This window comes from Amycolatopsis oliviviridis, assembly GCF_014654365.1.
Lineage (GTDB): Bacteria > Actinomycetota > Actinomycetes > Mycobacteriales > Pseudonocardiaceae > Amycolatopsis > Amycolatopsis oliviviridis.
On sequence record NZ_BNAY01000019.1, the window covers coordinates 21082 to 46833 of the forward strand.

Sequence of the window (25752 nt, forward strand, 5' to 3'; positions counted from 1 at the left end):
CGCTGATCGGGCGGCGGCGCGCGGAGCGATTTCCACATCTCATTCGTGAAGGGAAAGCGGTAAATGACCGACAACCAGGGCCTGCCCAACTACTCCGGCGACCCTCAGGGCGGTGGCGGCTTTAACAACCCCGGCCCGCCGCCCAACAACAACCTGGTGTGGGCGATCCTCACCACGATCCTGTGCTGCCTGCCCTTCGGCATCGTCGCGATCGTCAAGGCGAACCAGGTGAACACCCTCTGGGCGCAGGGCCAGCCCGCCGCCGCGCAGGAAGCGGCCGACGCCGCCAAGAAGTGGTCGATCATCGCGGCGATCGTCGGTGGCGTGCTCATCGTTCTGTACGTTGTCCTGGTCGTCTTCCTCGGCGTCTTCGCGGCTTCGGTGGACGTGAACAACTACCGCTGATCCTTGTGATCGAGGGGGAGGCCTCATGACCGACCAGTACCCGAACTACCCGCCTCCGGGCGGGCCACCGCCGCAGCAGCCGTATTACGGTGGCATGCCGAACTACGGTCCGCCGCCGGACAACAACCTGGTGTGGGCCATTCTCTGCACGGTGTTGTGCTGCTTGCCGCTGGGTATCGTGGCGATCGTGAAGTCGAGCCAGGTGCAGACGTTGTGGTCGCAGGGCTTCCACGCCGAAGCCCAGAAAGCCGCCGACGACGCGAAGAAGTGGTCCATGTGGGGAGCGATCGCCACCGGCGGTCTTTTCCTGCTGTACATCATCTTCATCGTGGTGATGATCATCATCGGCGCGTCGGCGGGAAGTTTCACGCCGTGACGTCGTCCGTCTACACGGGGTTCCCGGCGCGCGGGTTCAAAGCACGGACCCGCGCGTTGGGACCACCCCTCGCCATCGCCGCCGGCGCCGCCGCGGGATGCGTCGTCCTCTGGCTGGGCGATCCCACCACCCCGGGCGGACCGCTTCCGGTCTGTCCCACCAAAGCACTGCTCGGCATCGCCTGCCCCGGTTGCGGCGGCATGCGCATGGTCTACAGCGCGCTGCACGGGGACATCCCCGCCGCGCTGCACTACAACGCGGTGTCCTTTGTGATCCTTCTGCTGCTCGTCTGGAGCACCGTCGCCTGGGCGGTCGGCAGGCTCCGCGGCCGGTCGGTCGACAGCTGGCTGCACTGGCGCTGGACGCCGCTCGCGTTCGGCGTCGTGTTCGTCGTCTGGTTCGTCATCCGTAACCTGCCCTTCGCCCCGTTCACCTCGCTCTACGTCTGAGCGCCGGGCCGAGGCCCGGATCGTCGGTGGCACCGAGTACGCTCCCGCGCACCGGTCTGCTCGGTGTATCCATGCCGTACATTCAGCCCGGGTCGCCGCACGAGGCCCCGTGCGCCAGGGGCGAGGAACCAGCGAGGGGATTTCGATGACCACTCCCTACGGCCAGCAGCCGCCGGGACAGGAGCCGCCGCCCGGATCCGGGCCCCCGCCGGGGGACGGGCAGCAGCAGTCACCGCAGCCGCAGCAGCCGTTCGGACAGCAGCCATCGGGAGAGCAGCCCTCGCCGTTCGGTCAGCAGCCTCCGCAGGGTGACCAGTCTTCGCCGTTCGGGCAGCAGCCCGCCGGTGAGCAGCCGTCATCGCCGTTCGGGCAGCAGCCCGCGCAGCCCCAGGGGGACCAGCCGTCGCCGTTCGGCCAGCAGCCGCAGCAGCAGTCCCCGTTCGGTCAGCAGCCCCAGCAACCGCAGCAGCCGTTCGGCGCGCAGCCGCAGCAGTCGCCGTTCGGGCAGCAACCCCAGCAGGCTTCGCCGTTCGGCCAGCCGCAGGGTCAGCCTTCGCCGTTCGGGCAGCCGGGCCAGCAGTCCCCCTTCGGCCAGACCGCCACCCAGTTCGGCCCGCGGACCGACTACGCCCACTGGGGCCTGCGCGCGGCCGGGACCTTGATCGACTTCGCGCCGATCGCCGTGCTCCCGATCATCGGCGCCATCATCGCCACGAACGTGAGCTCGGTCATCGGCGGCATCATCGCCGGTGTCGGCTACCTCGCGGGGCTCGTCTGGACCGTCTACAACCGTTGGTTCAAGATGGGCACCACCGGCCAGTCGCTCGGCAAGAAGATCGTGAAGATCAAGCTCGTCCGCGAGGCCGACGGGCAGCCGATCGGCCCGCTGATGGCCTTCGTCCGGGATCTGTGCCACAACCTGGACGGCTGGGTCTGCGGCCTCGGTTACCTCTGGCCCCTGTGGGACGAGAAGAAGCAGACGTTCGCCGACAAGATCCTCAACACCGTCGTCGTCCCCGGCGAGGCCGACGCCGCGCCCGCGTCGGCGCCGTTCGGCCAGTCGCCGGGCTTCCCCGCGCCGCCTTCGCCGTCGTTCCCCGCGCAGCCCGCGCCGTCCCAGCCCTTCGGCCAGCAGCCGCAGCAGCCGTTCGGCGCGCAGCAGCAGCCGGGCCAGTTCGGTCAGCAGCCGCAGCCGCAGCAGCCGCAGCAGCCCCAGCCGCAGCCGTTCGGGCAACAGCCGCAACAGCCGCCGTCGCAGCCGTTCGGTCAGCAGCCGCAGGGAACCGCGGCGCCTTCCCCGGAGTCCCAGGCCGGAGCGGGCTTCGGAGAGCCCGAGCCGACCCAGGTGCTCCGCCCGGGTCAGCAGCCTCAGCAGGCGCCGTCCGGGTTCGACGAAGCCGAGCCGACGCAGAAGATAACGCCGGAGCAGCTGAGGCAGCAGCTGCCCGGGGCGGAGGATGGGCCGAACGGGCCCGGAACACCGCAGCAGTAAGGAACGACCGGCGGGATCCCCCCGCCGGGAAGCGCGACAACAGTGGGGAACCCGATGACGAACCCGTACGGACAGCAGCCCGGCTACGGCCAGCAGCAGCCCTATGGCCAGCAGCCTCAGCCCGGCTACGGACCCCCGTCCGGTGCCACGCCCGCACCGTACGGTCAGCCTTCGGGCGCGACCCCGATGCCGTACGGGCAGCCGGCGCCGTACGGCCAGCCGTCCCCGTACGGTCAGCCCGCGCCGTATGGCCAGCCCGCGCCGTATGGCGCTCCGGGCGGCATGCCCGGTGGTGGCGACATCAACTCGATCCCGGACTACAAGACCTGGGCGATCGTCAGCATCTTCTTCGGCGGCATCCTCGGCATCTTCGCGATCATGAAGTCCAACGAGGTCGGCACCTACAAGGCGCAGGGCAACTACGCGATGGCCGAGCAGGCGTCGCGGACGACCAGGACCCTGTGCATGGTCGGCAACATCCTGGCAGGCGTCGGCTGCCTGTTCGGTCTGCTGTACATCATCATCGCCGCAGCTTCGTTCTGAGAACTCGAGTCAAGCTCTAAATCCAAGAGGAACACATGACCAACCCATACGGCCAGCAACAGCCCTACGGACAGCAGCCGCCGGGCTACGGGCCCCCGTCCGGTGGCATGCCGGCCCCGTACGGTCAGCCCGCGCCGTACGGCCAGCCTGCCCCGTACGGCCAGCCGGGCTACGGTCCCGGAGGCATGCCGGGCGGCGACATGAACGCCATCAAGGACTACAAGGGTTGGGCCATCGCGTCGCTGTTCCTCGGCGGCGTCATCCTCGGCATCTTCGCGATCATGAAGTCCAACGAGGTCAGCACCTACAAGATGCAGGGCAACTACGCGATGGCGGAGGCGGCCTCGCGAACCACGAAGACGCTCTGCCTGGTGTCCTCCATTTTGGGAGGCGTCGGCTGTGTGTTCGCGATCATCATGGTCATCGTATCGATCGTCGCGGCTTCGACGGTGAGCTGCTACAGCGGGTACTGCTGACAAGCGGCATGTGGAAGACACGTAGCGGGGGTGTCGTCGGCGCCCCCGCTTCGTGTTTCCAAACCTTCTTGTTCAGTGGAGGGTGAGCGGTACCTGCTCGGCGCTCCTGTCCGCCGCGCCCACCATCTCGCTGTAGCGACCTCCTGAGCGAACCAAGGCTTCGTGCGACCCGCTTTCGACCAAGGCGCCTTCATGCATGACCAGGATTCGCTCTGCCGCCCGGATGGACTTCAGGCGATGCGATATCACGATGCGCGTGCAGCCGATCGTGGCGAGGTTCTCGAAGATTCGCCCCTCGGTGACCGTGTCCAGGTGGCTCGTGGCCTCGTCCAAGACGAGCAGCCTGGGTTCCCTGAGCAGGGCTCGAGCTATGGCGAGTCGTTGCAGTTGTCCTCCTGACAAGCCCGTTCCACGCTCGCCGAGCGGCGTGAGGTAGCCCATCGGAAGCGCTTCTATCTCATCGTGGATACACGCCAGACGAGCTGCTTGGACTATTCGGTCAATTCCGACTTCCGGCGCGAAGGTGGTCAAATTGTCCTTGATGGACCCGGTGTAGAGCGCGGTGTCCTGCGCCACCACGCCGAAGTGCTCTCGGAACGCGTATCGGTTCTCATCCTGGAGCACGACGCCATCGATCGAGATCTCGCCCTTGTCGGGTGCGTACAGGCCGAGGAGCACTCTGGCGAGCGTGCTCTTGCCCGAACCCGTCGCTCCGACAATGGCGACCATTGATCCGGCACCTGCGGAGAACGTCACATCCCGAACCGTTGGTTTCGCGCCTCGCTGGTGGCTGAACCGGACGTCGGAGACCTCGACTTTGCCATGTACCGAGCTGCGCGGGATCGTGCCGCGCGGCTCCGGCTTCTCGTCGAGAACATCCTTGATCCGGCTGACATGGATCCCGAGATTCTGTAGCGCTTGAAACGCCTGGGTCATGTTCGTGAACGGGCCCAAGGTCATCCCGGCGAGAGTGCTCGCTGCCACCAGTGTGCCGATCGTCGCGTCGCCGTTGATCGTCCACCAGGCTCCGCACCAGAGAACGGCAAGCGGGCTGAGCACCCGGAACGTGTCGAAAACGACAGCTATGCGGTTGGTCAGCCTCCCGTGTGCGACCGACGCGTCCATCTGTTGTGTGTAGTGCGTATTCCACTTTCCGAACGCGGCCGTCTCGCTGGCCGTTGCCTTCATTTCCTCAATCCCGTTGAGTGACTCGATAAGGCTTCCCTGGGCTGACGAAATGAACTGGATCTGGCGCCGAGTCGCGTGTCGGACAGGTTGCGCGAAGGCGAAGGCGATCGCGAATTCGGTTACGCCGATGAAAAGTACCAGCAGTCCCACCGGCGGAAATGTGAAGATCAGCAGTGACACATAGACGACGCTCGAGATGCCATCGAGCAGCAGGCTCAAGGTGTGAGTGGTCAAGGATTCCCTGATCATCTGGCTGCTGTTGGCTCGCGTCAGGAGATCGCCGATGGTCCGAACCTGGAAGTACGGATAGGGGAGGGACAGCATATGCTTGAGAAAGCCGGACATCACGGTGGCATCGATCTTCGTCCGGATGCGAAGGAGCAGAGAGCTACGCAGGTAGCCCATTCCGGCCGTGCCGATCGTCAGGGCCAGTGCGGCTGCGCCGAAGGCCCACATCAGCGAGCCGGCGCCATTGGGAATCACTGCGTCGATCAAATGTTGCGTGAAGACCGTCGGCAGCAGTCCCAAGGCCACCAGAGCAGCTGACGCAAGAAGCATGGCTGTGGACGGCCCGGCCGGAATGTAGCCTGCCAGGAAGCGCAATGTTCTGAACCGTGGCCGGCGTTGTGTGAAGAAATCCGGCCCTGGTTTCATGGTGAGAACGACGCCGCTGAAGTTTTCGTCGAATTCACGCCGGTCAATTCGATGTCGTCCCTGATTCGGGTCGACTACGGTGGCTGTCTGAGTTCCGATTTTTTCGACGATCACATAGTGGCTGTCCTGCCAGTGTGCCATGAGCGGCATCGGCAGATTCAAGATAGCGTCTGCCTGTCCTCGGAACGCGGAAACCTGCAAGCCGCGATGCGAGGCCGCCGCGGCGACCTGAGGTGCGGTCAAGCCATCACGGCCGACCCCGGTTTCCTCACGTAATGTTTGCGTCGTGACATGCTGTCCATGGTACCCGAGCATCATCGCGAGGCAGGCCACCCCGCATTCCGCGATACTGTCCTGGAGTACCACCGGTACACGGACGCGCGATATTCGTGCGGTGGGCAAGATTCCCTCCTTGGGCCGGTGTCCGGCCACCTTGCTCGATTCCGGCGTCACCGAGACGGACGACCGTGCTGTCGGGAGTGCGCCTTCTTCGGTGCTTCGCCGAGGAGCACCGAGGGGATCTGGCCAGGGCGCCGCAGGGTGAGCAGGCCCCAGGCGATGCCCGCCCGTCCGAACATCAGCCCAGGCAGGGAGCGTGCGGACACGGGCCCGGCCAGCCAGTCACGCTCCATTCCGCGGGTGGCTATCGCTTGTGCGGCCTGCTGTGTGCGGTGTAATTCCTCAGTGTCACCCCGGTGCTGTGCCGCCATCGCGAGGAACGACAGAATGCCAAGGGTGCCGTGGCAGAGAGTGTCGTTTCCGGTCGGCTTCAGTTGACGACCGTCCTTGTGAAAGATGCTTTCCGCGGCAGTGGCCTCCGCAATTCGAAGGTCCTCTTGAAGGTCGGCGTGCAGCTCGGAAAGGGTGGGCTCGGCGAGCAGGCCGATGCGGGCCAAACCGATTCCGGGAGCACCGTGGCACCATGCCATGAGCGGGCCGTTTCCACCGCCCATTTCGGGCGACCGGAGGTCGGGCCAATTGTTTGTTTTCTCGTCGAACAGTCCGCGTTCATGCTTGATCGCGCCCTCGATCAGCTCGAGGTAGCCGGGTTGGGGGCGTATCGCGTGCAGGCGGGCGAGCGCGAGTGCGATGCCGCTGCTTCCGTGCGCCATGCCGGCGAGGGGTTGCGGGCCGAAGGGGGTTGGCCATGCGAACCCGTCTCCGGTCGGGATGGCACTGCTGAGGAGTTTTGCCGCCGCTGCTTCGGCGACTTCGATGGCTGCTTCACGCGGATCTGCTTCGTGCAAGGCGAGGGCCGCCAAGATCGCCCCCGCGCTGCCGCCGATGAGGTCGTAGACGACGTCGTGCCGGACGTTGGCCTCGAGTGCGGACAGGGCAGTGTAGCCTGTTTCGAGAATCGTCCTGTCTCCCGACAACGCTCCTGCGTGCGCCAGGTAGTAGACCAGGCTTCCGGAAGCGCCGAACAAGCCGGGATCTGCGTGTTTACGCAGGGATCGCGCGATCATGGCGTTGTCGGCGAAATTGTCCGCGACTTTCACTGCTTCACGCATGATCGTGGCTCGGGCAGCTTCGGCCGCTTGGGCCAGCCTGGACGATTTCGATTGTTCGGCGGCATATTCCAACATCAGCGCTATCCCGGAAGCACCGCTGTACAGGTCGATTCCCGAGCTGCCGACCTGCCAAAACGATTCGTCAAGGAAGTTCAAGCAGATCCAGCCTATGCCGCCCTCGTCCATGAGTGCCTCGTCGATGAGATCGCTTGCGATCTTTTTCATGGCCCGCGAAAGGGGTTCATCTTCGAAGGCGGTCGGGGCGAGGGTGTCGGTCATGACCGGCAGAGTCGCGGTGGAGCCGATCTGGAGCGATTCAAAGGACCGGGTCGTAAGCTGGACCTGGGCGGAGAGGTCCTCTTCCCCCAACATCCGGAACCTCTCCCGTACGGCGTCGGCCGGGCTTTGCGAAAGGTAGTCCTTGATCACTCTGCCGTGGCTGTCGATCAGGTCCTTGCTCGAGGGTCGAGTTTCGAAATACGGGATATCGCCACGCCGGAGGTCTTCGATTTCGCTCGCGAGTATGGGAGCCCACGTGTGGTCTGCGGTGCCGATAGTCGACAACATGAGCAGAACGCGGTCGCGATCGATCGAGTCGCGCAAGTAGTCCGGGTGCAGGCTGTCGAAGAGAAGCTTTCCGTAGACGAAGGTCGGCTTGGCGATGTAACGCTGCGGAATGCTCTCCAACATGCTGATCAAGCCGTCTGCGTCCAGCCAGTCGTCCTTGTTCGCCAGGATGGCTCGATAAGTCGCGCTGAAGCCGGCCACCACGTCGTCGACGTAGCCGGTCGGGTCTTGGAGCCTGCCGTCCAGTTTCGGCTGGTTCTCGGTGGCCGGCGTGATCGGGACGTGCTTGTGGACGAACCGCATCTCGTCGGTCTCGGAGTTCTCCGGAACAGCTCCGGGGAGCAGCGACATCTGTTCGCCGGCACTGGCGATGGCGCTGGCTTCGAACGACCGGGCAGCGCCGTTGAGCCGCACCACGAGCTTGGTCGGGAGAAGGCCGATGGCCAGGACTCCTTCTGAGACCAACCGGGCCGCGGGATCGACGAGGTGTCCATCCGTGCTCTCCGGCTGGGCACCGTGGAAGAGCGCCTCCATGTCCACCATCACGGGATATCCGCGATGTGCGATGACGTTCTCTCCGTGGACGTCACTTCCGCACAAGACGTACACCAGGCAGAGAACCGCGCCGATCCGGTGGTAGAAGTCCTTTATTTCGGAGGGGTCGGTACACGACTCCGCGGTGATGAATTCCACCCAGCCATGGTCGCCACGGGGGACCACCTTGGGGCTGACAAGGTCGAGAGTCACCCGCTGTCGGGCCAACCAGTCGACGATGTGTTGCCATGCTTGTTCCATGTCGACGTTACGCGGTTTGTACACCACCTTTTCGTTTCCGAACTCCACGATGGCGACGGTCTTCCCGCCTCGGTGTGAGTCACCCGCGCCGAAGACCACCTTGCTGACCGGGGCAAGCAGTCCGTCTGCGGACAACTCGGGAAGGAATCGGATATCCTTCGTTAGATGGTCGGCGAAGGACAGCCTGGAGTCGAACCAATTGTTCAGAACGTCGTCGCAGTAGCGAAGCAGAACCGGGTACTCGTCCCAGATGGCGTGTTGAACGTGGTTGTCGCTCAGCTGATTCACAAAGTCTCGAAAACGCTCTTCCGGTGTTTCTCCGCGAAGCTTCTCTTGTACGCGTGCGACATTCAGCTCGAGGACCAGGGTGCGGATCACGGCCTCGGCAAGTCGCTCCCGGGGCCAGTCGCCGGAAAGAAGGTCGGGTAACGAGGCAAGCTGATCGCTGTTGCCTGAGGATTCCACAACCGCCATGACTTGCCGGCGAAGTCGCCTCTGATGACCGCGGATGAGATCGCCGAGTGGTGTCAGCAGCCCGAGTGTGGAGTCGGAGGGCACGTATTCGGAACTTTGGCGCCCGGTGAAGATGATGTCTGCCAGCCTGTGCAACCAGGCAGGATCGGTTGTCGTCGGAACACTTTCCGTACCTAGCAGTAGACGCAGTTGCTCGCTTGTCATAGACAGCGCTTCGAGTGTCCTGTCGAGAAGGCCTTGGTCTCCTGAGTATTGTTCCGACCACCACCGAAAACGTCGTTCGAAGTCCTCGGTCGAATATCGGCCTTCAGTGGATCGTTCATCGATATGGCAAGCTTTCCGCCAGTCGAGGTCGTGCACGGTCCACTCTGCTGTCGTCGCGATGTTTTCCGTGGTGTTCGAGATCGAGAGCTGTTCTTCTCGGGTTTGTTCGGACATGCTCACGACGACATCCTTTGCTTTTCTGTTCGGCTGTGTTTCGTGGTGGTATGGCAGTCGTTGGCGTCGGAATCGACGACGCCAACGACTGCCATACTCGTTAAACGTGTCGGTTTGACGGGACAGTCGGGATCAGCAGACTGCCAAGCTGACCGAGCACCACGGCGACACGACCGTTGTCACGGTCTTCAGTGGATTGCAGCATCCTGCGGTGAGAGTGGTCTCGGAACCGGCTCCGAGCACACCCGCCTCGGCGATGTCGATCTGCGCCAAGGCCGATTGACCGGCTGGATTCTCTGGAAACTCCCTGACAAAACTACGGTAGTCAGGGTCTTTCCAGGCGCGGACAAGGTCCATGGGTCTCGCATCCTCGCAATCGGGCAGTGGTTGAAATCAGCAGCAACCGATGCTGCCGAAGTTCTTGGTCGGAACACACACGGCGGCTGAAACGGTGATGGGAAGAGTGACGCACGGGATGGTGCTCGTGCCCCCGGCGACATTGCCGAGTTCGGCAAAGGACACTTCGGCGGCGCCCGCCGGATTGTCGTGAAGTGAGGTGTCCGATCCAGAGATCGTGCGCCGGAAATCGGGATCTTTCCAGGCTTTGACGTGATTCATTGGACGTATCTCCGTATTTGCTGTATCGAGTTTGAACTAGCAGAGCGACAGGGAAACGATGCACCACGGCGGCAGAGTGAAGGTTGCCGTCTTGGTCAGACAGCCGACACCCGAGTCGGCCTGGTTGCCGCCGTTGAATCCAGACATTTCGATCGCCTGCAGCGATCGGATGTCACTGGGGCCGGCGGGGTTGCTCGTCGCATCGATGAATTGAGCCCGGTAGTCGGCATCCTTCCACGATCTGACGATATCCATAACTTCTCCTTTCTTGTTGGGTCTTCGGGAGGCCTGTGTTTCCCGCGATGGGTATGAAGTGCGGTGAATGGGCATGGATGTGTCGCCGATGCCGAGTGTTGGGGATGGCCGGCATCGGCTCGGTTTTGAAGTGCGCTTTCAAATCAATTGCGCAGACGCGAGCACCCTCGCGCGCCAGTGTTTGTCGCTAACCGGCCGCGCTGAAAGTCATTGAATCGCGACGGTCGGACAAAAAAGGCGTATGGCTGAGAATTTAGTCCCCCGGTCGATCGACAAAGTAGTCCCTCCCCGGACTGAATTGTCGCGCTGTGGAAAGGTGGTGATCTTGATCCCCTGCATCGGACGTTATCCACTTGCCGTGGACGCGTCAAGCTTGTAGATCAAGTTGGGCCGTTCGAGCGAATCACTGCTGGTCGGCGCCCTGGCGGACCGTATCCGGACGCGGGAAACCGTTGTCATGGGTGACTTGTTTTGTGGTTTTCGCTCAATGAGCAGGGGGTGTTTTCGACGTCGACAGGTGTCGCCTTGGGGGCGCGGTCGGAAGTCCGGCCGAGAATGTCGGGTGGATACTCGGTCAATACGGACACGAGGAGTACTCGGGTGTCGAGGTGTACATCTTGGACATTCCTGTGCTGGGGGACTGCCGGCGGTCGCGGGCACCGGCTCGGCGGGGCTCACATCTCCGAAGTACTTCGGAGATGTGAGGTGGCAAGATGGATGGGGTGGTGAACCTCTATCGCGACACCGGAGTGGTGTTGCGGACGCACAAGCTGGGTGAGGCCGACCGGATCGTCACCCTGCTCACGCGGCGGCACGGCAAGGTCCGTGCGGTCGCGAAAGGTGTGCGCCGGACGTCATCGCGGTTCGGAGCGCGGCTGGAGCCGTTCGGGCACGTCGACGTCCAGTTCTACACCGGCCGCTCGCTCGATGTGATCACCCAGGTCGAGACGGTCGACGCCTTCGCGCTGCCGCTGGTGGCCGATTACCAGCGCTACACCGCCGCCAGCGCCATCGCCGAGACGGCGGACCGGCTGTCCGCCGAAGAGGGCGAGCCGGTGCTCAAGCTCTACATGCTCGTCGTCGGGGCCCTTCGCGCGCTCGCGGGCGGCGAACGGGACAGTTCCCTCGTCCTCGACGCGTTCTTCCTGCGGGCCATGGCCTACGCGGGGTGGGCGCCCGCGATCACCGAATGCGCCCGCTGTGGCCTGCCCGGCCCGCACAAGGCGTTCAGTGTGTCCGCCGGTGGTTCGATGTGCCCGGATTGCCGGGTTCCCGGCTGTGTCCACCCGTCCCAAGAGGTCCTGACCCTGCTCGCGGCGCTCCTGCACGGCGAGTGGCCGGTGGCCGAAGCGTCGCTGCCGGTACCGCGGCGGGACGCGTCCGGCCTGGTCGCGGCGCATCTGCAGTGGCATCTGGAGCGCCAGTTGCGCTCGCTGCCGCTGGTGGAGAGGCGTGCGCGGGAGAGCGCCACCGGCGCGCAGTAGGGTCGCAGGCACAGGGTTCACTCGATCAGGAGGCTCGAAGGTGCTGCGCAGGGGACGCGAGAACAAGGCGTCACAATTCGAGCTTCGCGCGCCGGAGCCGCATCCGTCCGGTGCCCGGCCGCCGGAGATCCCCAAGGAACTCCTCCCGAAGCACGTGGCGCTGGTGATGGACGGCAACGGCCGCTGGGCCAACCAGCGCGGCCTGCCGCGGATCGAGGGGCACAAACGCGGCGAAGCGGTGATGATCGACGTCGCCAGCGGTGCCGTGGAACTCGGCGTCAAATGGCTGTCGGTGTACGCGTTCTCCACCGAGAACTGGAAGCGGAGCCCGGAAGAGGTCCGTTTCCTAATGGGCTTCAACCGCGACACCATCCGACGGCAGGTCGACTACCTCGGCTCGATCGGCGTCCGCATCCGCTGGGCGGGCCGCCGTCCCAAGCTGTGGGCGAGCGTCATCAAGGAACTGCAGGTCGCCGAGGAGAAGACCAAGCACAACACGGCGCTGAACATGACCATGTGCGTCAACTACGGCGGCCGTGCCGAGCTGGGTGACGCCATGCGCCGGATCGCCCAGGACGTCGCCGACGGGAAGCTGAACCCGGACAAGGTCACCGAGAAGACCATCGGGAAGTACCTGTACCAGCCCGACATGCCGGACGTGGACCTGTTCCTGCGGCCGTCGGGGGAGCAGCGGACGTCGAACTTCCTGCTCTGGCAGTCGGCCTACGCCGAGATGGTCTACCAGGACACGCTCTTCCCGGACTTCGACCGCACCCACCTGTGGCGGGCCTGCCTCGAGTTCGCGAAACGGGACCGCCGCTTCGGCGGGGCCATCGACAAGGCTTCCGAAGGGACCGCATGACCACCGAAGCAGCGGACACGGCGGCGTTGCTGACGTCGGCACGGGAAGCCCTGGAGCGCTATCTCGAAGTCCACGTCGACGACGACGGCGCGCTGACCTTCTCGCACGCGGACGTCCCGTGCGTCATCCAGGCGACCCGGCTGGCCGAGGGGCTGACCGTGCTGAGCCTGACCTGCGTCGTCGCCTGGGACCTGCCGGACGACCCGGCGATCGCGGCCTCGGCGGCGGAACGCGCCGGGCAGGGCCTGTTCGGGACGCTCGGTGTCGTGCGTTCGGAGAAGGGCATCGACATCACGCTGAGGTACGCGTTCCCGGCCGAGGGCATGGACCCCTCGCCGCTCGGGACGCTGCTCATGCTGGTCGTGTCGACCGCTTCGCAGCTGCGCTCCGACCTGCTGGGGACCGCTCCCGGGGAGTGAGCGCCGGAACGCACGGTCACCTGGCATCATCTCGCGCATGGAAACCATTTCCAAGAGCGCCCCGGAGAAGAAGCCGGCCCGGCGGTTCAAGATCACCTCGATCGAGGTGCTCTGCGCGATCCTGCTGATCGCGATCCTCGGGCAGAGCTGGCTCCAGCAGGTGTTCGACGTGCCCGCGCTGCGGACCGGCTCGACGGTGTTCGTCGCCGTCTGCGTCCAGGCGCTGCCATTCCTGGTGCTCGGGGTGCTGATCAGCGGCGCGATCGCGGCGTTCGTGCCCGCGCGGGTGCTGGAGAAGGTGCTTCCTCGCCGGGCGGGCGCGGCGGTCGGTGTCGCGGGGCTGGCCGGGGTCGCCCTGCCGGGTTGTGAATGCGCTTCGGTGCCTGTCGCGCGCCGGCTGATCGGCCAGGGGGTCGCGCCCGCGGCGGCGCTGACGTTCCTGCTGGCCGCACCCGCGGTGAACCCGGTGGTGCTGGTCGCCACGGCGGTGGCGTTCCCCGGCAACCCGGAGATGGTGTTCGCCCGCTTCGCCGGTTCGCTGGCCACGGCGATGGTGATGGGCTGGCTGTGGGCGAAGTGGGGCAAGCTCGACTGGATCGCGGAGCGCGCGTTGCGGCGTATGCCGGACGTCCAGCACGGGTCGCGCTGGAAGACCTTCGCCGAGACCGCGCGGGCCGACCTGGTCGAGGCGGGCGGGTTCCTCGTGCTCGGCGCGATGATCGCGGCCGCGATGAACGTGCTGGTCCCCGCCAAGTGGTTCGGCGTGCTGGGGGAGCAGATCGTGCTCGGGGTGCTGGTGATGGCCGTGCTCGCCGTCGTCCTGGCCCTGTGCAGCGAGGCCGACGCCTTCGTCGCCGCGTCGTTGACCGCGATGCCGCTGCTGCCGAAACTGGTGTTCCTGGTGGTCGGGCCCGCGATCGACGTGAAGCTGTTCGCCCTGCAGACCGGAACCTTCGGCAAGTCGTTCGCGCTGCGGTTCGCGCCGGTGACGTTCGTCGTCGCGCTGTCCTGCGCCGTCGTGTCCGGCGTGCTCATCCTGGGAGGTGGCGCGTGAAACGCGAGACCCAGAACATCCTGCTGATCCTGCTCGGCGGGGCGCTGCTCAAGATCACCATCAACGGCGACTACCTGCGCTACGTCAAACCCGCGCAGCAGCCGTGGATCATCGCGGGCGGCGCGATCATGGTCGCGCTGGGCGCGATCGCGATCGTCCGTGACCTGCTGGCCGCGCGGGCCGCCGCCGTCGTGTCCGGGGACGTCCACGCGCACGAGCACAACACCCGTTCGGCGTGGCTGCTGATGGTGCCGGTGCTGGCCGTCTTCCTGGTCGCGCCGCCCGCGCTGGGCGCCGACTCGGTGACCAGGACCGAGGCCAGGGCGCCGCAAAGCGCTTCCGCGAGCAACGCGGCCGCCTTCCCGCCCCTGCCGGCGGGCGACGTGGTGCCGCTGGAGGTCAACGACTTCGTCAGCCGCGCGGGCTGGGACAAGAGCGGGACGCTGAACGGGCGCACGGTGCGGCTGTCCGGGTTCGTCGTGCACAACGAGGGCAACACGATGCTGGCCAGGATGGTCATCGGCTGCTGCGCGGCCGACGCCTTCCCGATCACCGTGCGGATGGTGGGCGACGGTGTCTCGGGCTTCGGCAACGACACCTGGCTGGAGGTGACCGGGACGGTCGTGCCGGGTACGGCGGTGCGGGAGAACAGCTACATGCCGGACTTGACGCTCACTTCGGTACGGCAGGTGCCGGCGCCTAAGGACCCCTACGAGTACTGACCGGATGCTCCCGGCGTGCAATGAAGGGGCCTTTCATAGCAAAATTTGCTATGAAAGGCCCCTTCATTGCACGGGGTCGAGCGCTTGGTGTCAGTGGTTCGAGCAGGTCCCGACGATCTCCACGGTGTGGCTGATGTCGGAGAACCCGTGCTCCGAAGCGATCTTCTCGGCCCACCGCTCGACGGCGGGCCCCTCCACCTCGACGGTGCTTCCGCAGAGGCGGCACACCAGGTGATGGTGGTGGTGCGACGAGCAGCGACGGTAGATCGCCTCGCCGGTGTCGGTGCGCAGGACGTCGATCTCGCCGGCCTCAGAGAGCGACTGCAGCGTCCGGTACACCGTGGTGAGCCCGATACCGTCGCCGCGTTTGCGCAGCTCGTCGTGCAGTTCCTGGGCGGAACGGAAGTCGTCGATCTCCTTGAGCAGCTCGACCACGGCGGCCCGCTGTTTCGTCGACCGGCGTCCCGGCACCGGCGCGGAACTGTTGGCCGTCGTCGGACTCATGCTCACTTCCCCTCCTGAACGTGGGCTACGGCGTCCACCACGATATGCGCAAGGTGATCGTCGACCAGCCGGTACACCACCTCGCGGCCGCGTCGCTCACCCTGTACGACACCCGCCGTCTTGAGCACCCGCAGGTGCTGGCTGATCAGCGGCTGCGCGACATCGAGTGTGTCCACCAATTCGTGTACGCACCTGTCCGCGTTACGCAGCTGCAGGACGATGGCGATGCGCACCGGCGCGGCGAGGGCCCTGAGCAGGTCGCCCGCGTCCGCGAGGACGGCGGCCGAGGCCGACGCGGCGGGTTCGGCGGGGGGCCGGGCCGCCGAATGCGGTCCGGGGTCTTCCGTGAAGCCCGGGGCGGCAGAGTCCGGGGTCACCGTAGCCATCGCCGCCTCCATGTCCATCATGATTTCCGAAGTCATTGCCAGTAACAGTCCAGCCCATCTTAGTGTTCCCGCCCGAGGTGGTCTGTTCGCCGACCAGGCGACCACTTGGCGGCTACGTTACTGCTCCATTCGGGTGACTTCGCGAATAAATGACCATTCCACTTCGCATGTGGTCGTCAACGGTGCAAGGTTGTCGCGGAGCGTTTCGTCGCTTCTCGTACGCTGACGACCGCGCTCTGAGGGCCCGGAGAGGCAGTGGGGAGACATGACTCGTTTCGTGACGAAGCTGGCCGCCGCGACGGCGGCCGTCGCTCTGGCGTCGGTTCCGGGGCTCGCCTCGGCGCAGACGACGCAGGCCGTCGATGAGAAGACCGGCCCCGTGTCGTTCGCGAACGTGGCGTCGGTGCGCATCGGGAACCCGGGATCGCTGATCACCGAGACCCAGCGTTCGCCCCTGACGCCCGGTCAGTCCAAACTCTCCCCTGATCGCACCAAGGTTCCCCGTGACCCGGGTGAGCAGAGCACCTTCGGCGACAAATGGGACATCAACCTGGGCCGCTACGGCGCGGACAACCCGTACCCGGCCGGTATCGCCAGCCGCGACCACAACGTGATCGCGGCGTTGCAGCAGACCACCGTCCCGACAGCGATCGCGGAAAGCAACTACGCCCTGATCGACAACGGACGCGGCGGCGCGAAGCCCGCCGACAACACCGTGCTGGTGCTCGAAGGCGCGAAGAGCTCCGTCGACTGCAATTCGCCCGGCAAGGTGACGTCGTCGACGAGCGTGGAGAAGCTCTGGGTGCGGGACGAGAACGGCGCGCTGAAGCCGGTCGGTGCTTCCGGCGTCGACGTCAAGGGGCTCAAGCTGGGACCGCCGTCGGTCGTCAAGAACGAGAACATCGACAAGGGCAAGACGACGTCCGATCTGACCGTGTCCCGGGTGACCGCCTTCGACCAGCTGATCCGGCAGGACGGCTGGCGCAACGGCGACGTGACCGCGGTGGCGGGCTGGAAACTGGACATCGTCACGCACGTGCGGGACGGGGCGGGCAAGGATCTGCGCGAGGCCCGTACGACGATCGTGCTCGGCGGCGTGAGCTGCGCGATCCCCAAGAACTTCGTGGCGAAGCCCGCCGGTGGCACCGGACCGGGCGCGGCACCCGAGCAGCCCGCGGTGCCGGGAACGGTCCCCGCGGGCGGTATCCCGCCGCAGGCCGGCGACGCGACGCGGACCGTGGTCGGGCTCGGCCTGCTGGGCGGCGGCATCGTGATCGGCGCCGCGACCATGCTGCTCCTCCGCCGTCGCAAGCCCGTCCCGGTGCGGGAGAAGTAGCGGCCCCGTGCGGCCCTGGCTGGCGGGACTTTCCGCCGTCGTCTCCGCGCTCGCCATCTCCGCGGGCGTGATCGTGCTGACCTGGATCCCGCCGGAACAGGCGGTCTCGGTGGCCGAACCCGCGGTCATGCCGGGGGAGGACGGCGCCCCCTTGGTGCTGCCCGCCGACACCGCGACGCGTGGTCAGCGACCCGGAACCATCCGTCTTCCCGATGGCGGATCGGCGAGGCTCGTCCGCTCCGAGGTCAACTCCGACGGCGTCCTCCCGATCCCGCGCGGACTCGGTGACGCGGCCTGGTGGGGCGCGCGGCTCGGCGCCGAAGCGGGGACCGCGCTGATCTCCGGGCACGTCAACTGGGGCGGTGCCAAAGGGCCGTTCGACGAGCTGTGGCGGATGAGCGAAGGCCAGGAGGTGGGCGTCAGCGACGCGGCGGGCGGGATCTGGGTCTACCGCGTGCGCGAGGTCGTCACCGTGCACAAGAACGACCTGCCCGCGCAGGCGGCGAAGCTGTTCGCGCAGAGCGGGCCGCATCGGCTGGTGCTGGTCACCTGCGGCGGCGACTACCTCGGCGGGACGGACGGCTACCGGGACAACCGCGTCATCGTCGCGACTCCCGTCTCCGGACCGCCCGCCTGAATTCCCGCGTTTCGTCCTCTGAATGCGGTCCTTGCGCGCACAACTACCGCATTCAGAGGACGAAACGCGGAAGTCGATGCAACCCCTCTCGGCTCGCGTCGCGTGTCTAGCGACACCGGCCGCTCCGGCGGCTTGACGCGAGCAAGGAGTAATACCCGATGGTGGGACAGTTCGACGACGGCGCCGCGAACGAGGAGCAGCCGAAGAAGCGCTCCAACCTGGGGGTGATCCTCGCCGCCGCCGCGATCTTCGTGGTGGCGGCCGTGGTCGCGGTGCTGGTGTTCACCGGACTGGTGTTCACTGAAAAGAGTGAGCCGGTCGTCGCGGCCGCGCAGGATCAGGCGAACACGTCCGCGACGCAGACCGCCCAGCCCCCGGCCGAGACGGGCCAGGCACCGGGCACGGTCAAACTGCCCGGTGGCGGCACGGCGAAACTGATCCGCAAGGAACTGACCGCCGACGGGACCCTCCCCATCCCCGAGGGGCTCGACGAAGCCACCTGGTGGGGCGCGAAATTGGGTGCCGACCAGGGCGCTTCCCTGCTTTCCGGGCATGTGAACTGGAAGGGCAAGAAGGGCCCGTTCGACGAACTGTGGCGGCTCAAGACGGGCCAGGAGGTCGACCTCGTCGACACCGACGGCGGCAAGTGGGTCTACAAGATCGCCGAGGTCGTCACCGTGCACAAGACGAAGCTGGCCGAGCAGTCGGAAAAGCTGTTCGGACCGGACGGTCCGCACCGGCTGGTCCTGGTCACCTGCGGTGGCGAGTACGTCGGCGGGACCGACGGTTACGAGGACAACCGCATCGTCACCGCCTCGTTGGTCAGCCGCCCCTGAGCCGTCCGACCTCGCCGGAGGTCGCGCGGGGTCCTCCGGTTAGGCTTGTCCTTCTAGCCCATACCCGTCCCCGCATGCTTCGGAGCGTGGAGTGCCCGCCAACACCATTGAGACCGTCGTCAGCCTGTGCAAGCGTCGAGGCTTCGTTTTCCCGTGTGGAGAGATCTACGGCGGTACCAAGTCGGCGTGGGACTACGGGCCCCTCGGTGTCGAACTCAAGGACAACATCAAGCGCCAGTGGTGGAAGACCGTCGTGCAGAGCCGGGACGACGTCGTCGGCCTCGACTCCTCGGTCATCCTGCCGCGCCAGGTCTGGGTCGCGTCGGGTCACCTCGACGTCTTCACCGATCCGCTGATCGAATGTCTGTCCTGCCACAAGCGGTTCCGCGCGGACCAGCTGGCCGAGGACTTCTCCGCCCGCTCGGGCAAGGAGGTGTCCGAGGACGACCTGTCCGAGGTCCCGTGCCCGAACTGCGGCACCCGCGGGCAGTACACCGCGCCGCGTGACTTCAACATGATGCTGAAGACCTACCTCGGCCCGGTCGAGTCCGAGGAAGGCGTGCACTACCTCCGCCCGGAGACCGCGCAGGGCATCTTCATCAACTTCCTCAACGTGCAGACCGCGGCGCGCAAGAAGCCGCCGTTCGGCATCGGCCAGATCGGCAAGTCGTTCCGGAACGAGATCACGCCGGGCAACTTCATCTTCCGCACGCGCGAGTTCGAGCAGATGGAGATGGAGTTCTTCGTCGAGCCGGGCGAGGACGAGACCTGGCACCAGTACTGGATCGACGCGCGCACCGAGTGGTACAAGGACCTCGGCATCAAGGCGGACAACCTCCGCCTGTACGAGCACCCGAAGGAAAAGCTCTCCCACTACTCGAAGCGCACCGTCGACATCGAGTACCGCTTCGCGTTCAACGCGGGCCAGGAGTGGGGCGAGCTCGAAGGCATCGCGAACCGCACCGACTTCGACCTCACGACGCACTCGAACCACTCGGGCGTCGACCTGTCGTTCTTCGACCAGGCCACGAAGCAGCGGTTCCGCCCGTTCGTCATCGAGCCCGCGGCCGGTGTCGGCCGGTCGATGATGGCGTTCCTCGTCGACGCCTACCACGAGGAAGAGGTGCCGAACGCCAAGGGCAGCACCGACACCCGCGCGGTGCTCAAGCTGGACTACCGGCTCGCGCCGTTCAAGGTCGCCGTTCTCCCGCTGTCCCGCAACGCCGACCTCACGCCGAAGGCGCGGGACGTCGCGGCCGCGCTGCGCAAGCACTGGAACGTCGACTTCGACGACGCCGGCGCGATCGGCCGCCGCTACCGGCGCCAGGACGAGATCGGGACGCCGTACTGCGTCACCGTCGACTTCGACTCGCTCAACGACCACGCGGTGACCGTGCGGGAGCGCGACACCATGGCTCAGGAGCGGGTCGCGATCGACAAGCTGGAGTCGTACCTGGCGGGCCGCCTGATCGGCGCCTGAGGCCCCTGCCGATGACATGAAAGGCCCCTTCATTGCAAAATTTGCAATGAAGGGGCCTTTCATTGCACGGGGAAGGCGTTAGAAGGACCACCACCCCTGACAACTGTCACCCCCAGGTCGTGACGCGCGGCCCAAGGCCGGAAAGCCTGAGCGCGACAAGCTCTAGGCATGCGAGAACAAGACATCACCGCGGGGGCGGCGGTACGACTTTCCGGCCTGCGCAAGCACTACGGCGACGTCCACGCCGTCGACGGTGTGGACCTCACGATCGCGCCGGGCGAGGTGGTCGCCCTCCTCGGCCCCAACGGCGCGGGTAAATCCACCACGGTCGACATGATCCTGGGCCTCTCCGTGCCCGACAGCGGCACCGTGAGCGTCTTCGGGCGGGAGCCGGGTGACGCGGTCGGCGACGGGATGATCGGTGCGATGCTGCAGGGCGGCGCGCTCGTCGAGGATCTCACGGTCGCCGAGACCGTCGGCATGGTCGCCGCGTTGCACCGCAAGCCGATGCCGGTGCGCGAGGCGCTGCGCCGCGCCGGGATCGAGGACATCGCGAACCGGCGCTCCACCAAGCTTTCCGGCGGGCAGAAGCAGCGCGTGCGGTTCGCGGTCGCGCTGGTGAGCGACCCGGATCTGCTGATCCTCGACGAGCCGACCGCCGCGATGGACGTCGGCACGCGCCGCGAGTTCTGGAAGTCCATGTACGAGTACACGAACTCCGGTCGCACGGTCCTGTTCGCGACCCACTACCTCGAAGAGGCCGAAGAGTTCGCCGACCGGGTCGTGCTGATGCGGTCGGGACGGATCGTCGCGGACGGTTCGGTCGCGCAGGTGCGTGCGCTGGCAGGGGGGCGCACGATCCGCGCGGCGGTGCCCGCGGCGGCGGAGCCGGTGATCGCGGGGCTGCCCGCGATCACCGGGTTCGAACTCCGCGGCGGCCGTGTCGCGATCTCCAGTTCCGATTCCGATGCCACGCTGCGCGCGCTGATGACCGAAGTCCCCGAAGCGCACGACATCGAGATCAGCGCCGTCGGCCTCGAAGGCGCGTTCCTTTCCCTGACCACCGACAGCACCGAAGACACCGAGGAAGCCGTCCGATGAACCCGACCTATCTCAAGACCGAGATCGTCCGCACCTTCCGTTCGACGCGGTTCGTGTTCTTCGCCGTCGCCTTCCCCGTGCTGATGTTCCTGTTGCAGGCCAACGTTTTCAGTACCGCCAACGTGGACATCTCCGGGGTGATCATGGTCAACATGATGGCCTTCGGCACCTTCTCCGCCGCGATGACGAGCGGCGCGAAACTGGCCATCGAGCGGTCCACGGGCTGGCAGCGCCAGCTGCGGCTGACCCCGTTGACCGGCACCGGCTACCTCGGCGGCAAGGCGCTGTCGGCGATGCTCGTCGCGCTTCCGTCCTTGCTCGTCGTCCCGCTGGTCGGCGTCCTGGTCCAGGGGGTCCATCTCGACGCGGCCGGCTGGCTGCGGCTGGTGTTCGGCATCTGGCTCGGCGCGATCCCGCTGGTGCTGCTCGGCCTGCTGCTGGGCCAGTTCGGCACGCCGGAGTCGATGCAGCCGATGAACATGATCGTCATGATGGGGATGGGCTTCCTCGGCGGCCTGTGGATCCCGATCGACGGGATGCCGTCCTGGATGGCCGACATTGCCCAGGCAACGCCGACGTACTGGCTGATCCAGCTGGTCCGCCCGGTCGTCACCGACAATCTGACGGTGAGCCTCCCGGCCGCGCTGGGCGTGCTGGCGGCGTGGACCGTGGTCCTCGGGGCGCTGGTGATCAGGCGTTACCGTAAAGACAGTGCGCGGGTCTGAGAAAAAGGTGAATCGGTGAACGACTACCCGGGCAGGGTGAAGACGGGCTTGAACAGCCGTGAGAACTGGTGGTCGGACATGCCGCCGCGGACCGGCCGGGGACCTCGGCCGGGACGGTGGGCCATCCTCGGCATCGCCTTCATCCTGCCCAGCATGGTCCCCGCGGCGGTGGACCTGTTCACCGACGGGGCGACAGCCAAGGAGCTGGTGATCGCCGCCCTCCTGGTCGTCTACGGCTCCTGTTACGTGTTGTTCCCGCTCAGCCTGCGGCCCTCCCGGAGGAAGACGACCTACGTCGCCTCGGTGCTGATGCTGCTCATCGGCCTCGCCCTGGTCTTCCTGCACGACACCAACCCGTACGTCCTGATCTACGCGACGGCGGTGCTCGCCTTCACGCTGCCGCCGGCGTGGGCGCTGCTCCTGGACAGCGGCGCCCTGCTGCTGGTGCTGGGCGTCCACCTGGCCCTCGGGAGGGACGACTTCGGGGATCTCATCGCGGTCACCTCGATCACGGCGGCGATGTTCTTCATGGCGAACCTGGTCCGCGCGGTGCGGAAACTGGAGGCGGCGAACCGGGAGATCGCGACGCTCGCGGTGGCGGGGGAACGCGAGCGCCTGGCGCGGGACCTGCACGACATCCTCGGCCACAGCCTCACCACCATCACGGTCAAGGCCGCGCTCGCCCGCCGGATCCTGGAGAGCGGCAAGGACGACCCCCGCGCTCTCCAGGAGATCACCGACGTCGAGAACCTGACCCGCAGCGCCCTCTCGGACATCCGCGCCACGGTCTCCGAATATCGCGAGGTGTCGCTCTCGGCGGAGGTCGCCGGAGCGCGGGCGGCGTTGCGGGCGGCCGAGATCGACGCGGACCTGCCGCACGCGGTGGACAACGTCGACCCCGCCCTGCAGCGGACCTTCGGGTACGTGCTGCGGGAGGCGGTCACCAACGTGCTCCGGCATTCCGGGGCGAAGCGGGTCAAGGTCCGGCTCGGCAAGACCTGGCTGGAGATCGAGGACGACGGGGACGGCGGCGAGGTCGCCGCGGGGAACGGGCTGCGCGGGCTCACCGAACGGCTGGACGAGGTCGGCGGAACCTTGACCGCCACGGCGCCTTCTGGGGGAGGATGGCTCGTCCGCGCGGAGGTACCGGAATCCGCCGTGCGGGGCGGCGCGCGGGCGCCGCTCACCGAACCAGCTGGAGGCTGCGCGTGATCCGGGTCCTGCTCGCCGACGACCAGGCCATGGTGCGTGGGGCGTTGGCCACCGTGCTCGGCCTCGAAACCGACATCGAGGTGGTCGCCCAGGTCGGTTCGGGCGACGAAGTGCTCCAACGGGCGAAGGAAACCGTCCCGGACGTCGCGTTGCTCGACGTCCAGATGCCCGGAAAGGACGGCCTCGAAGCCGCCGCCGAACTGCACGGCGCGCTGCCGTCGTGCCGGATCATCATCTGCACCACCTTCGGACGGCCGGGGTACCTCTCGCGCGCGATGGCGGCGGGCGCTGCGGGATTCGTTGTCAAGGACGCCCCGCCGGAGCAGCTCGTCGACGCCGTCCGGAGGGTCCACAGTGGACTCCGGGTGGTCGATCCCGCGCTCGCCGCCGAATCGCTCGCCACCGGCGCGAGCCCGCTGACCGGACGCGAGCACGACGTCCTCGAAGCGGCCAAGGACGGCAGCACGGTGGCGGACATCGCCGGTGCGCTGCACCTTTCCGAAGGCACCGTGCGCAACCATCTTTCGGCCGCGATCGGCAAGACCGGGGCGAGGACGCGGGCCGAGGCGGTGCGGCTCGCGGAAGAGCACGGCTGGCTCTGAGATCGACTCGCGGCTCTGCGAGAATCTCCCCCGTGAGTACCGCCGAACGGACCAGGCCCACCCGCGCGAACTGGGTGCGCCGGACCCTGGCGGGGTTCCTGCTGATCGTCGTCGCGGTGATCGGCGGGACGGCGTTCCGCGTCTGGCAGGTCGCGCGGGACGACGTGCGCGACCGTGCCGACGTGATCGTGGTGCTCGGCGCGGCCCAGTACAACGGCAGGCCGTCGGAGATCTTCCAGTCGCGGCTGGCCAAGGCGAAGAAGCTGTACGACCAGGGGGTCGCCAAGGTGATCGTCACCGCGGGCGGCAAGCGGGCCGACGACAACTACACCGAGGGGCAGGCCGGCGCGCAGTGGTTGCGCAAACGCGGCGTGCCCGAGTCGGCGACGCTGCCGGTCGGCGAGGGCAGCGACACGCTGCGCAGCCTGCGCGCGGTCGCCGAGCAGGTGCAGAAGCGGGGCTGGAAGACCGCCGTGCTGGTCAGCGACCCGTGGCATTCGTTCCGCGCGCGGGTGATGGCCGACGACCTCGGCCTGGAGGCCTGGACGTCGCCCACCCACAGCGGCCCGATCGTGCAGACCCGCGAGACGCAGGCCCGCTACATCGTCCGGGAGACCGGCGCGCTGCTGTACTACCGCCTCACGAGGTTCCCGGCGGAAGTCTGAGTCCGATAAGTGTCGGTGATCGCGTTTAAGCTGGTCGCGTGGACACCTACACCGAGGCCGACAGGGCACGCCTGCTGCCCGAGCGGCCCAAGGGCGCGGCGCTGGAGGGCGCGGAGGACGGGCGGAGCGCCTTCGCCCGCGATCGCGCGCGGGTGCTGCACTCGGCGGCCCTGCGGCGGCTGGCGGGCAAGACCCAGGTGGTCGGCCCCGGTGAAGGCGCCGAGGTCAGCGGCGTGCCCCGCACCCGGCTGACGCATTCGCTGGAGGTCGCGCAGATCGGCCGCGGCATCGCGGACGAGCTGGGTGCGGACCCGGATCTGGTGGACACCGCCGGCCTCGCGCACGACATCGGGCACCCGCCGTTCGGGCACAACGGCGAGCGCGCGCTGAACGAGGTCGCGCAGCCGTGCGGCGGTTTCGAGGGCAACGCGCAGACGTTGCGGATCCTGACCAGGCTGGAGCCCAAGGTCCTGCTCGAAGGCGGGGCCGTCGGCGGGCTGAACCTCACGCGCGCCTGCCTCGACGCCTCGACGAAGTACCCGTGGCCGCGGGAAGAGGGCAATCCGAAGTACGGCGTCTACGCCGACGACGCCGAGGTCTTCGCGTGGGTCCGCGAGGGCGCGCCGGACCGCCGCACCTGTCTGGAAGCGCAGATCATGGACTGGTCGGACGACGTCGCGTATTCCGTGCACGACGTCGAGGACGGGGTGCTGGCGGGCCGGATCTCGTTGCGGGTCTTGGCCGACGCCGAGGAGCGCGCGGCGGTGGCCGAGGCGGCGCGGAGGTTTTCGGACCAATCCCAGTCCACTTTGGAGGGTGCGGCGAAGGAACTGCTCGACCTGCCGGTGGTCGCGGAGCTCACCGAACCGGGACTCGACGGATCGCTCAAGGCGCAGGTCGCGCTGAAGCGGCTGACGAGTGAATTGGTGGGCCGGTTCGCGACGGCGGTCGTCGGCGCGACACGGGAGGTGTACGGCGAGGGCCCGCTCAGCCGCTACGGCGCGCGGCTGGTCGTCCCGGAGCAGGTCGCGGCCGAGGTCGCGTTGTTCAAGGCGCTCGCGCTGCGGTACGTGATGAGCGACAAACGGCGGCTCGCGATGCAGGACGGCCAGCGTCAGACGCTCGCGGAGCTGGTCGGGGCGCTGTGCCGGCGCGCGCCGGACGCGCTGGACGGCCTGTTCCTGCCCGCGTGGGAGGCCGCCCCGGACGACGCGGCCCGCCTGCGTGTGGTCGTCGACCAGGTGGCGTCGCTCACGGACGCGCAGGCGTACGCGTGGCACGCCTGGCACACCGGCCGCCACGGCTGAGTCGTCGGCGCCCTTGCCTGACCGAGGCGCACCCGACGAAGTACATGAAGGCCCCCTTCCTTGCGCCTATCGCAAGGGGCGGATTCCAGGGGTGGTTGCAACACGGGTGATCACTTGGTTTGGGTGAGGAGTGTAGTGAGGCGCTCGGCTGGGGTGTCCCAGTCGAGTGTTTTGCGTGG

The 25752-nt window shown here is 67.0% G+C and carries 28 protein-coding genes; 21 read left to right on the forward strand and 7 right to left on the reverse strand.

The features are described 5' to 3' along the window. Positions 1–63 precede the first annotated feature (63 nt). The 6 genes from IE302_RS42000 to IE302_RS42025 all read left to right on the forward strand — a co-directional run bounded on the left by IE302_RS42000 (position 64) and on the right by IE302_RS42025 (position 3741). Positions 64–405, forward strand: coding sequence for a CD225/dispanin family protein (locus IE302_RS42000; protein WP_016332465.1), 342 nt, complete (start codon positions 64–66; stop codon positions 403–405). Positions 406–430: 25 nt separating this feature from the next. Next, positions 431–781, forward strand: coding sequence for a CD225/dispanin family protein (locus IE302_RS42005; RefSeq protein ID WP_016332466.1), 351 nt, complete (start codon positions 431–433; stop codon positions 779–781). Beyond that, a complete protein-coding gene (locus IE302_RS42010) occupies positions 778–1230 on the forward strand; it encodes a DUF2752 domain-containing protein (protein WP_191260052.1) in 453 nt (150 codons plus the stop codon). Before IE302_RS42005 ends, IE302_RS42010 begins: the two co-directional genes overlap by 4 nt. A 145-nt stretch (positions 1231–1375) precedes the next feature. Continuing rightward, on the forward strand, positions 1376–2722 hold the full coding sequence (locus IE302_RS43145) for an RDD family protein (RefSeq protein ID WP_191260053.1): 1347 nt from the start codon (positions 1376–1378) through the stop codon (positions 2720–2722). A gap of 54 nt (positions 2723–2776) precedes the next feature. Continuing rightward, positions 2777–3265 (forward strand): CD225/dispanin family protein, encoded by a 489-nt coding sequence (locus IE302_RS42020; protein ID WP_191260054.1) that lies wholly within the window; start codon positions 2777–2779, stop codon positions 3263–3265. A gap of 35 nt (positions 3266–3300) precedes the next feature. Further along, positions 3301–3741 (forward strand): CD225/dispanin family protein, encoded by a 441-nt coding sequence (locus IE302_RS42025; RefSeq protein ID WP_191260055.1) that lies wholly within the window; start codon positions 3301–3303, stop codon positions 3739–3741. A 72-nt stretch (positions 3742–3813) separates the two neighbouring features. Here IE302_RS42025 and IE302_RS42030 read toward each other — a convergent pair whose 3' ends face one another. From IE302_RS42030 to IE302_RS42050, 5 genes are all read right to left on the reverse strand, one after another. Next, positions 3814–5985: a peptidase domain-containing ABC transporter gene (locus IE302_RS42030; RefSeq protein WP_191260056.1), complete on the reverse strand. Its 2172-nt coding sequence runs from the start codon at positions 5983–5985 to the stop codon at positions 3814–3816. Between the two features lie 47 nt (positions 5986–6032). Next, positions 6033–9368 (reverse strand): type 2 lanthipeptide synthetase LanM family protein, encoded by a 3336-nt coding sequence (locus IE302_RS42035; RefSeq protein WP_229908352.1) that lies wholly within the window; start codon positions 9366–9368, stop codon positions 6033–6035. Between the two features lie 132 nt (positions 9369–9500). After that, a complete protein-coding gene (locus IE302_RS42040; RefSeq protein WP_191260058.1) occupies positions 9501–9725 on the reverse strand; it encodes a mersacidin/lichenicidin family type 2 lantibiotic in 225 nt (74 codons plus the stop codon). A gap of 36 nt (positions 9726–9761) precedes the next feature. Beyond that, positions 9762–9986, reverse strand: coding sequence for a mersacidin/lichenicidin family type 2 lantibiotic (locus tag IE302_RS42045; RefSeq protein WP_191260059.1), 225 nt, complete (start codon positions 9984–9986; stop codon positions 9762–9764). 36 nt (positions 9987–10022) lie between these two features. Beyond that, positions 10023–10241 carry a mersacidin/lichenicidin family type 2 lantibiotic gene (locus tag IE302_RS42050; protein WP_191260060.1) on the reverse strand — a complete coding sequence of 73 codons (219 nt, stop codon included), beginning with the start codon at positions 10239–10241 and terminating at the stop codon, positions 10023–10025. 722 nt (positions 10242–10963) lie between these two features. Between IE302_RS42050 and recO the strand changes: the two genes are divergently transcribed. Genes recO through IE302_RS42075 form a run of 5 tightly spaced genes read left to right on the forward strand, consistent with a single transcriptional unit; the run spans position 10964 to position 14782 of the window. Next, entirely contained in the window at positions 10964–11725 is a 762-nt protein-coding gene (gene recO, locus IE302_RS42055; RefSeq protein ID WP_191260075.1) for a DNA repair protein RecO, read from the forward strand. A gap of 40 nt (positions 11726–11765) precedes the next feature. Further along, complete coding sequence (locus IE302_RS42060) at positions 11766–12587, forward strand: isoprenyl transferase (RefSeq protein WP_191260061.1); 822 nt, start codon at positions 11766–11768, stop codon at positions 12585–12587. Beyond that, positions 12584–13006 carry a hypothetical protein gene (locus IE302_RS42065; RefSeq protein WP_005158775.1) on the forward strand — a complete coding sequence of 141 codons (423 nt, stop codon included), beginning with the start codon at positions 12584–12586 and terminating at the stop codon, positions 13004–13006. Before IE302_RS42060 ends, IE302_RS42065 begins: the two co-directional genes overlap by 4 nt. 37 nt (positions 13007–13043) lie before the next feature. Beyond that, on the forward strand, positions 13044–14060 hold the full coding sequence (locus IE302_RS42070; protein WP_191260062.1) for a permease: 1017 nt from the start codon (positions 13044–13046) through the stop codon (positions 14058–14060). Beyond that, on the forward strand, positions 14057–14782 hold the full coding sequence (locus IE302_RS42075; protein WP_191260063.1) for a TIGR03943 family putative permease subunit: 726 nt from the start codon (positions 14057–14059) through the stop codon (positions 14780–14782). Before IE302_RS42070 ends, IE302_RS42075 begins: the two co-directional genes overlap by 4 nt. Before the next feature lie 90 nt (positions 14783–14872). Here IE302_RS42075 and IE302_RS42080 read toward each other — a convergent pair whose 3' ends face one another. After that, positions 14873–15286 carry a Fur family transcriptional regulator gene (locus IE302_RS42080; protein ID WP_020629376.1) on the reverse strand — a complete coding sequence of 138 codons (414 nt, stop codon included), beginning with the start codon at positions 15284–15286 and terminating at the stop codon, positions 14873–14875. Between the two features lie 2 nt (positions 15287–15288). Next, complete coding sequence (locus tag IE302_RS42085) at positions 15289–15672, reverse strand: ArsR/SmtB family transcription factor (RefSeq protein ID WP_373308097.1); 384 nt, start codon at positions 15670–15672, stop codon at positions 15289–15291. 265 nt (positions 15673–15937) lie between these two features. On the opposite strand from IE302_RS42085, the gene IE302_RS42090 reads away from it, so the two are divergent. The 10 genes from IE302_RS42090 (at position 15938) to IE302_RS42135 (ending at position 25573) form a co-directional block, all read left to right on the forward strand. Next, entirely contained in the window at positions 15938–17008 is a 1071-nt protein-coding gene (locus IE302_RS42090) for a hypothetical protein (protein WP_191260065.1), read from the forward strand. Between the two features lie 7 nt (positions 17009–17015). Next, entirely contained in the window at positions 17016–17645 is a 630-nt protein-coding gene (locus IE302_RS42095; RefSeq protein WP_191260066.1) for a class F sortase, read from the forward strand. A 158-nt stretch (positions 17646–17803) separates the two neighbouring features. Further along, a complete protein-coding gene (locus IE302_RS42100) occupies positions 17804–18481 on the forward strand; it encodes a class F sortase (RefSeq protein WP_191260067.1) in 678 nt (225 codons plus the stop codon). A 91-nt stretch (positions 18482–18572) separates the two neighbouring features. Next, the gene (locus IE302_RS42105) at positions 18573–19961 is read left to right on the forward strand and encodes a glycine--tRNA ligase (protein ID WP_034316415.1); all 1389 of its coding nucleotides are present in this window, start codon (positions 18573–18575) and stop codon (positions 19959–19961) included. Positions 19962–20129: 168 nt separating this feature from the next. Further along, positions 20130–21062, forward strand: coding sequence for an ABC transporter ATP-binding protein (locus tag IE302_RS42110; RefSeq protein ID WP_191260068.1), 933 nt, complete (start codon positions 20130–20132; stop codon positions 21060–21062). Further along, on the forward strand, positions 21059–21787 hold the full coding sequence (locus IE302_RS42115) for an ABC transporter permease (protein ID WP_191260069.1): 729 nt from the start codon (positions 21059–21061) through the stop codon (positions 21785–21787). The genes IE302_RS42110 and IE302_RS42115 overlap by 4 nt, the downstream gene beginning before the upstream one ends. 15 nt (positions 21788–21802) lie before the next feature. After that, positions 21803–22999 (forward strand): sensor histidine kinase, encoded by a 1197-nt coding sequence (locus tag IE302_RS42120; RefSeq protein WP_191260070.1) that lies wholly within the window; start codon positions 21803–21805, stop codon positions 22997–22999. After that, on the forward strand, positions 22996–23601 hold the full coding sequence (locus tag IE302_RS42125; protein ID WP_191260071.1) for a response regulator transcription factor: 606 nt from the start codon (positions 22996–22998) through the stop codon (positions 23599–23601). Before IE302_RS42120 ends, IE302_RS42125 begins: the two co-directional genes overlap by 4 nt. Positions 23602–23633: 32 nt before the next feature. Further along, positions 23634–24266 (forward strand): YdcF family protein, encoded by a 633-nt coding sequence (locus tag IE302_RS42130; protein WP_191260072.1) that lies wholly within the window; start codon positions 23634–23636, stop codon positions 24264–24266. Between the two features lie 38 nt (positions 24267–24304). Further along, the gene (locus IE302_RS42135) at positions 24305–25573 is read left to right on the forward strand and encodes a deoxyguanosinetriphosphate triphosphohydrolase (protein WP_191260073.1); all 1269 of its coding nucleotides are present in this window, start codon (positions 24305–24307) and stop codon (positions 25571–25573) included. Positions 25574–25752 lie beyond the last annotated feature (179 nt).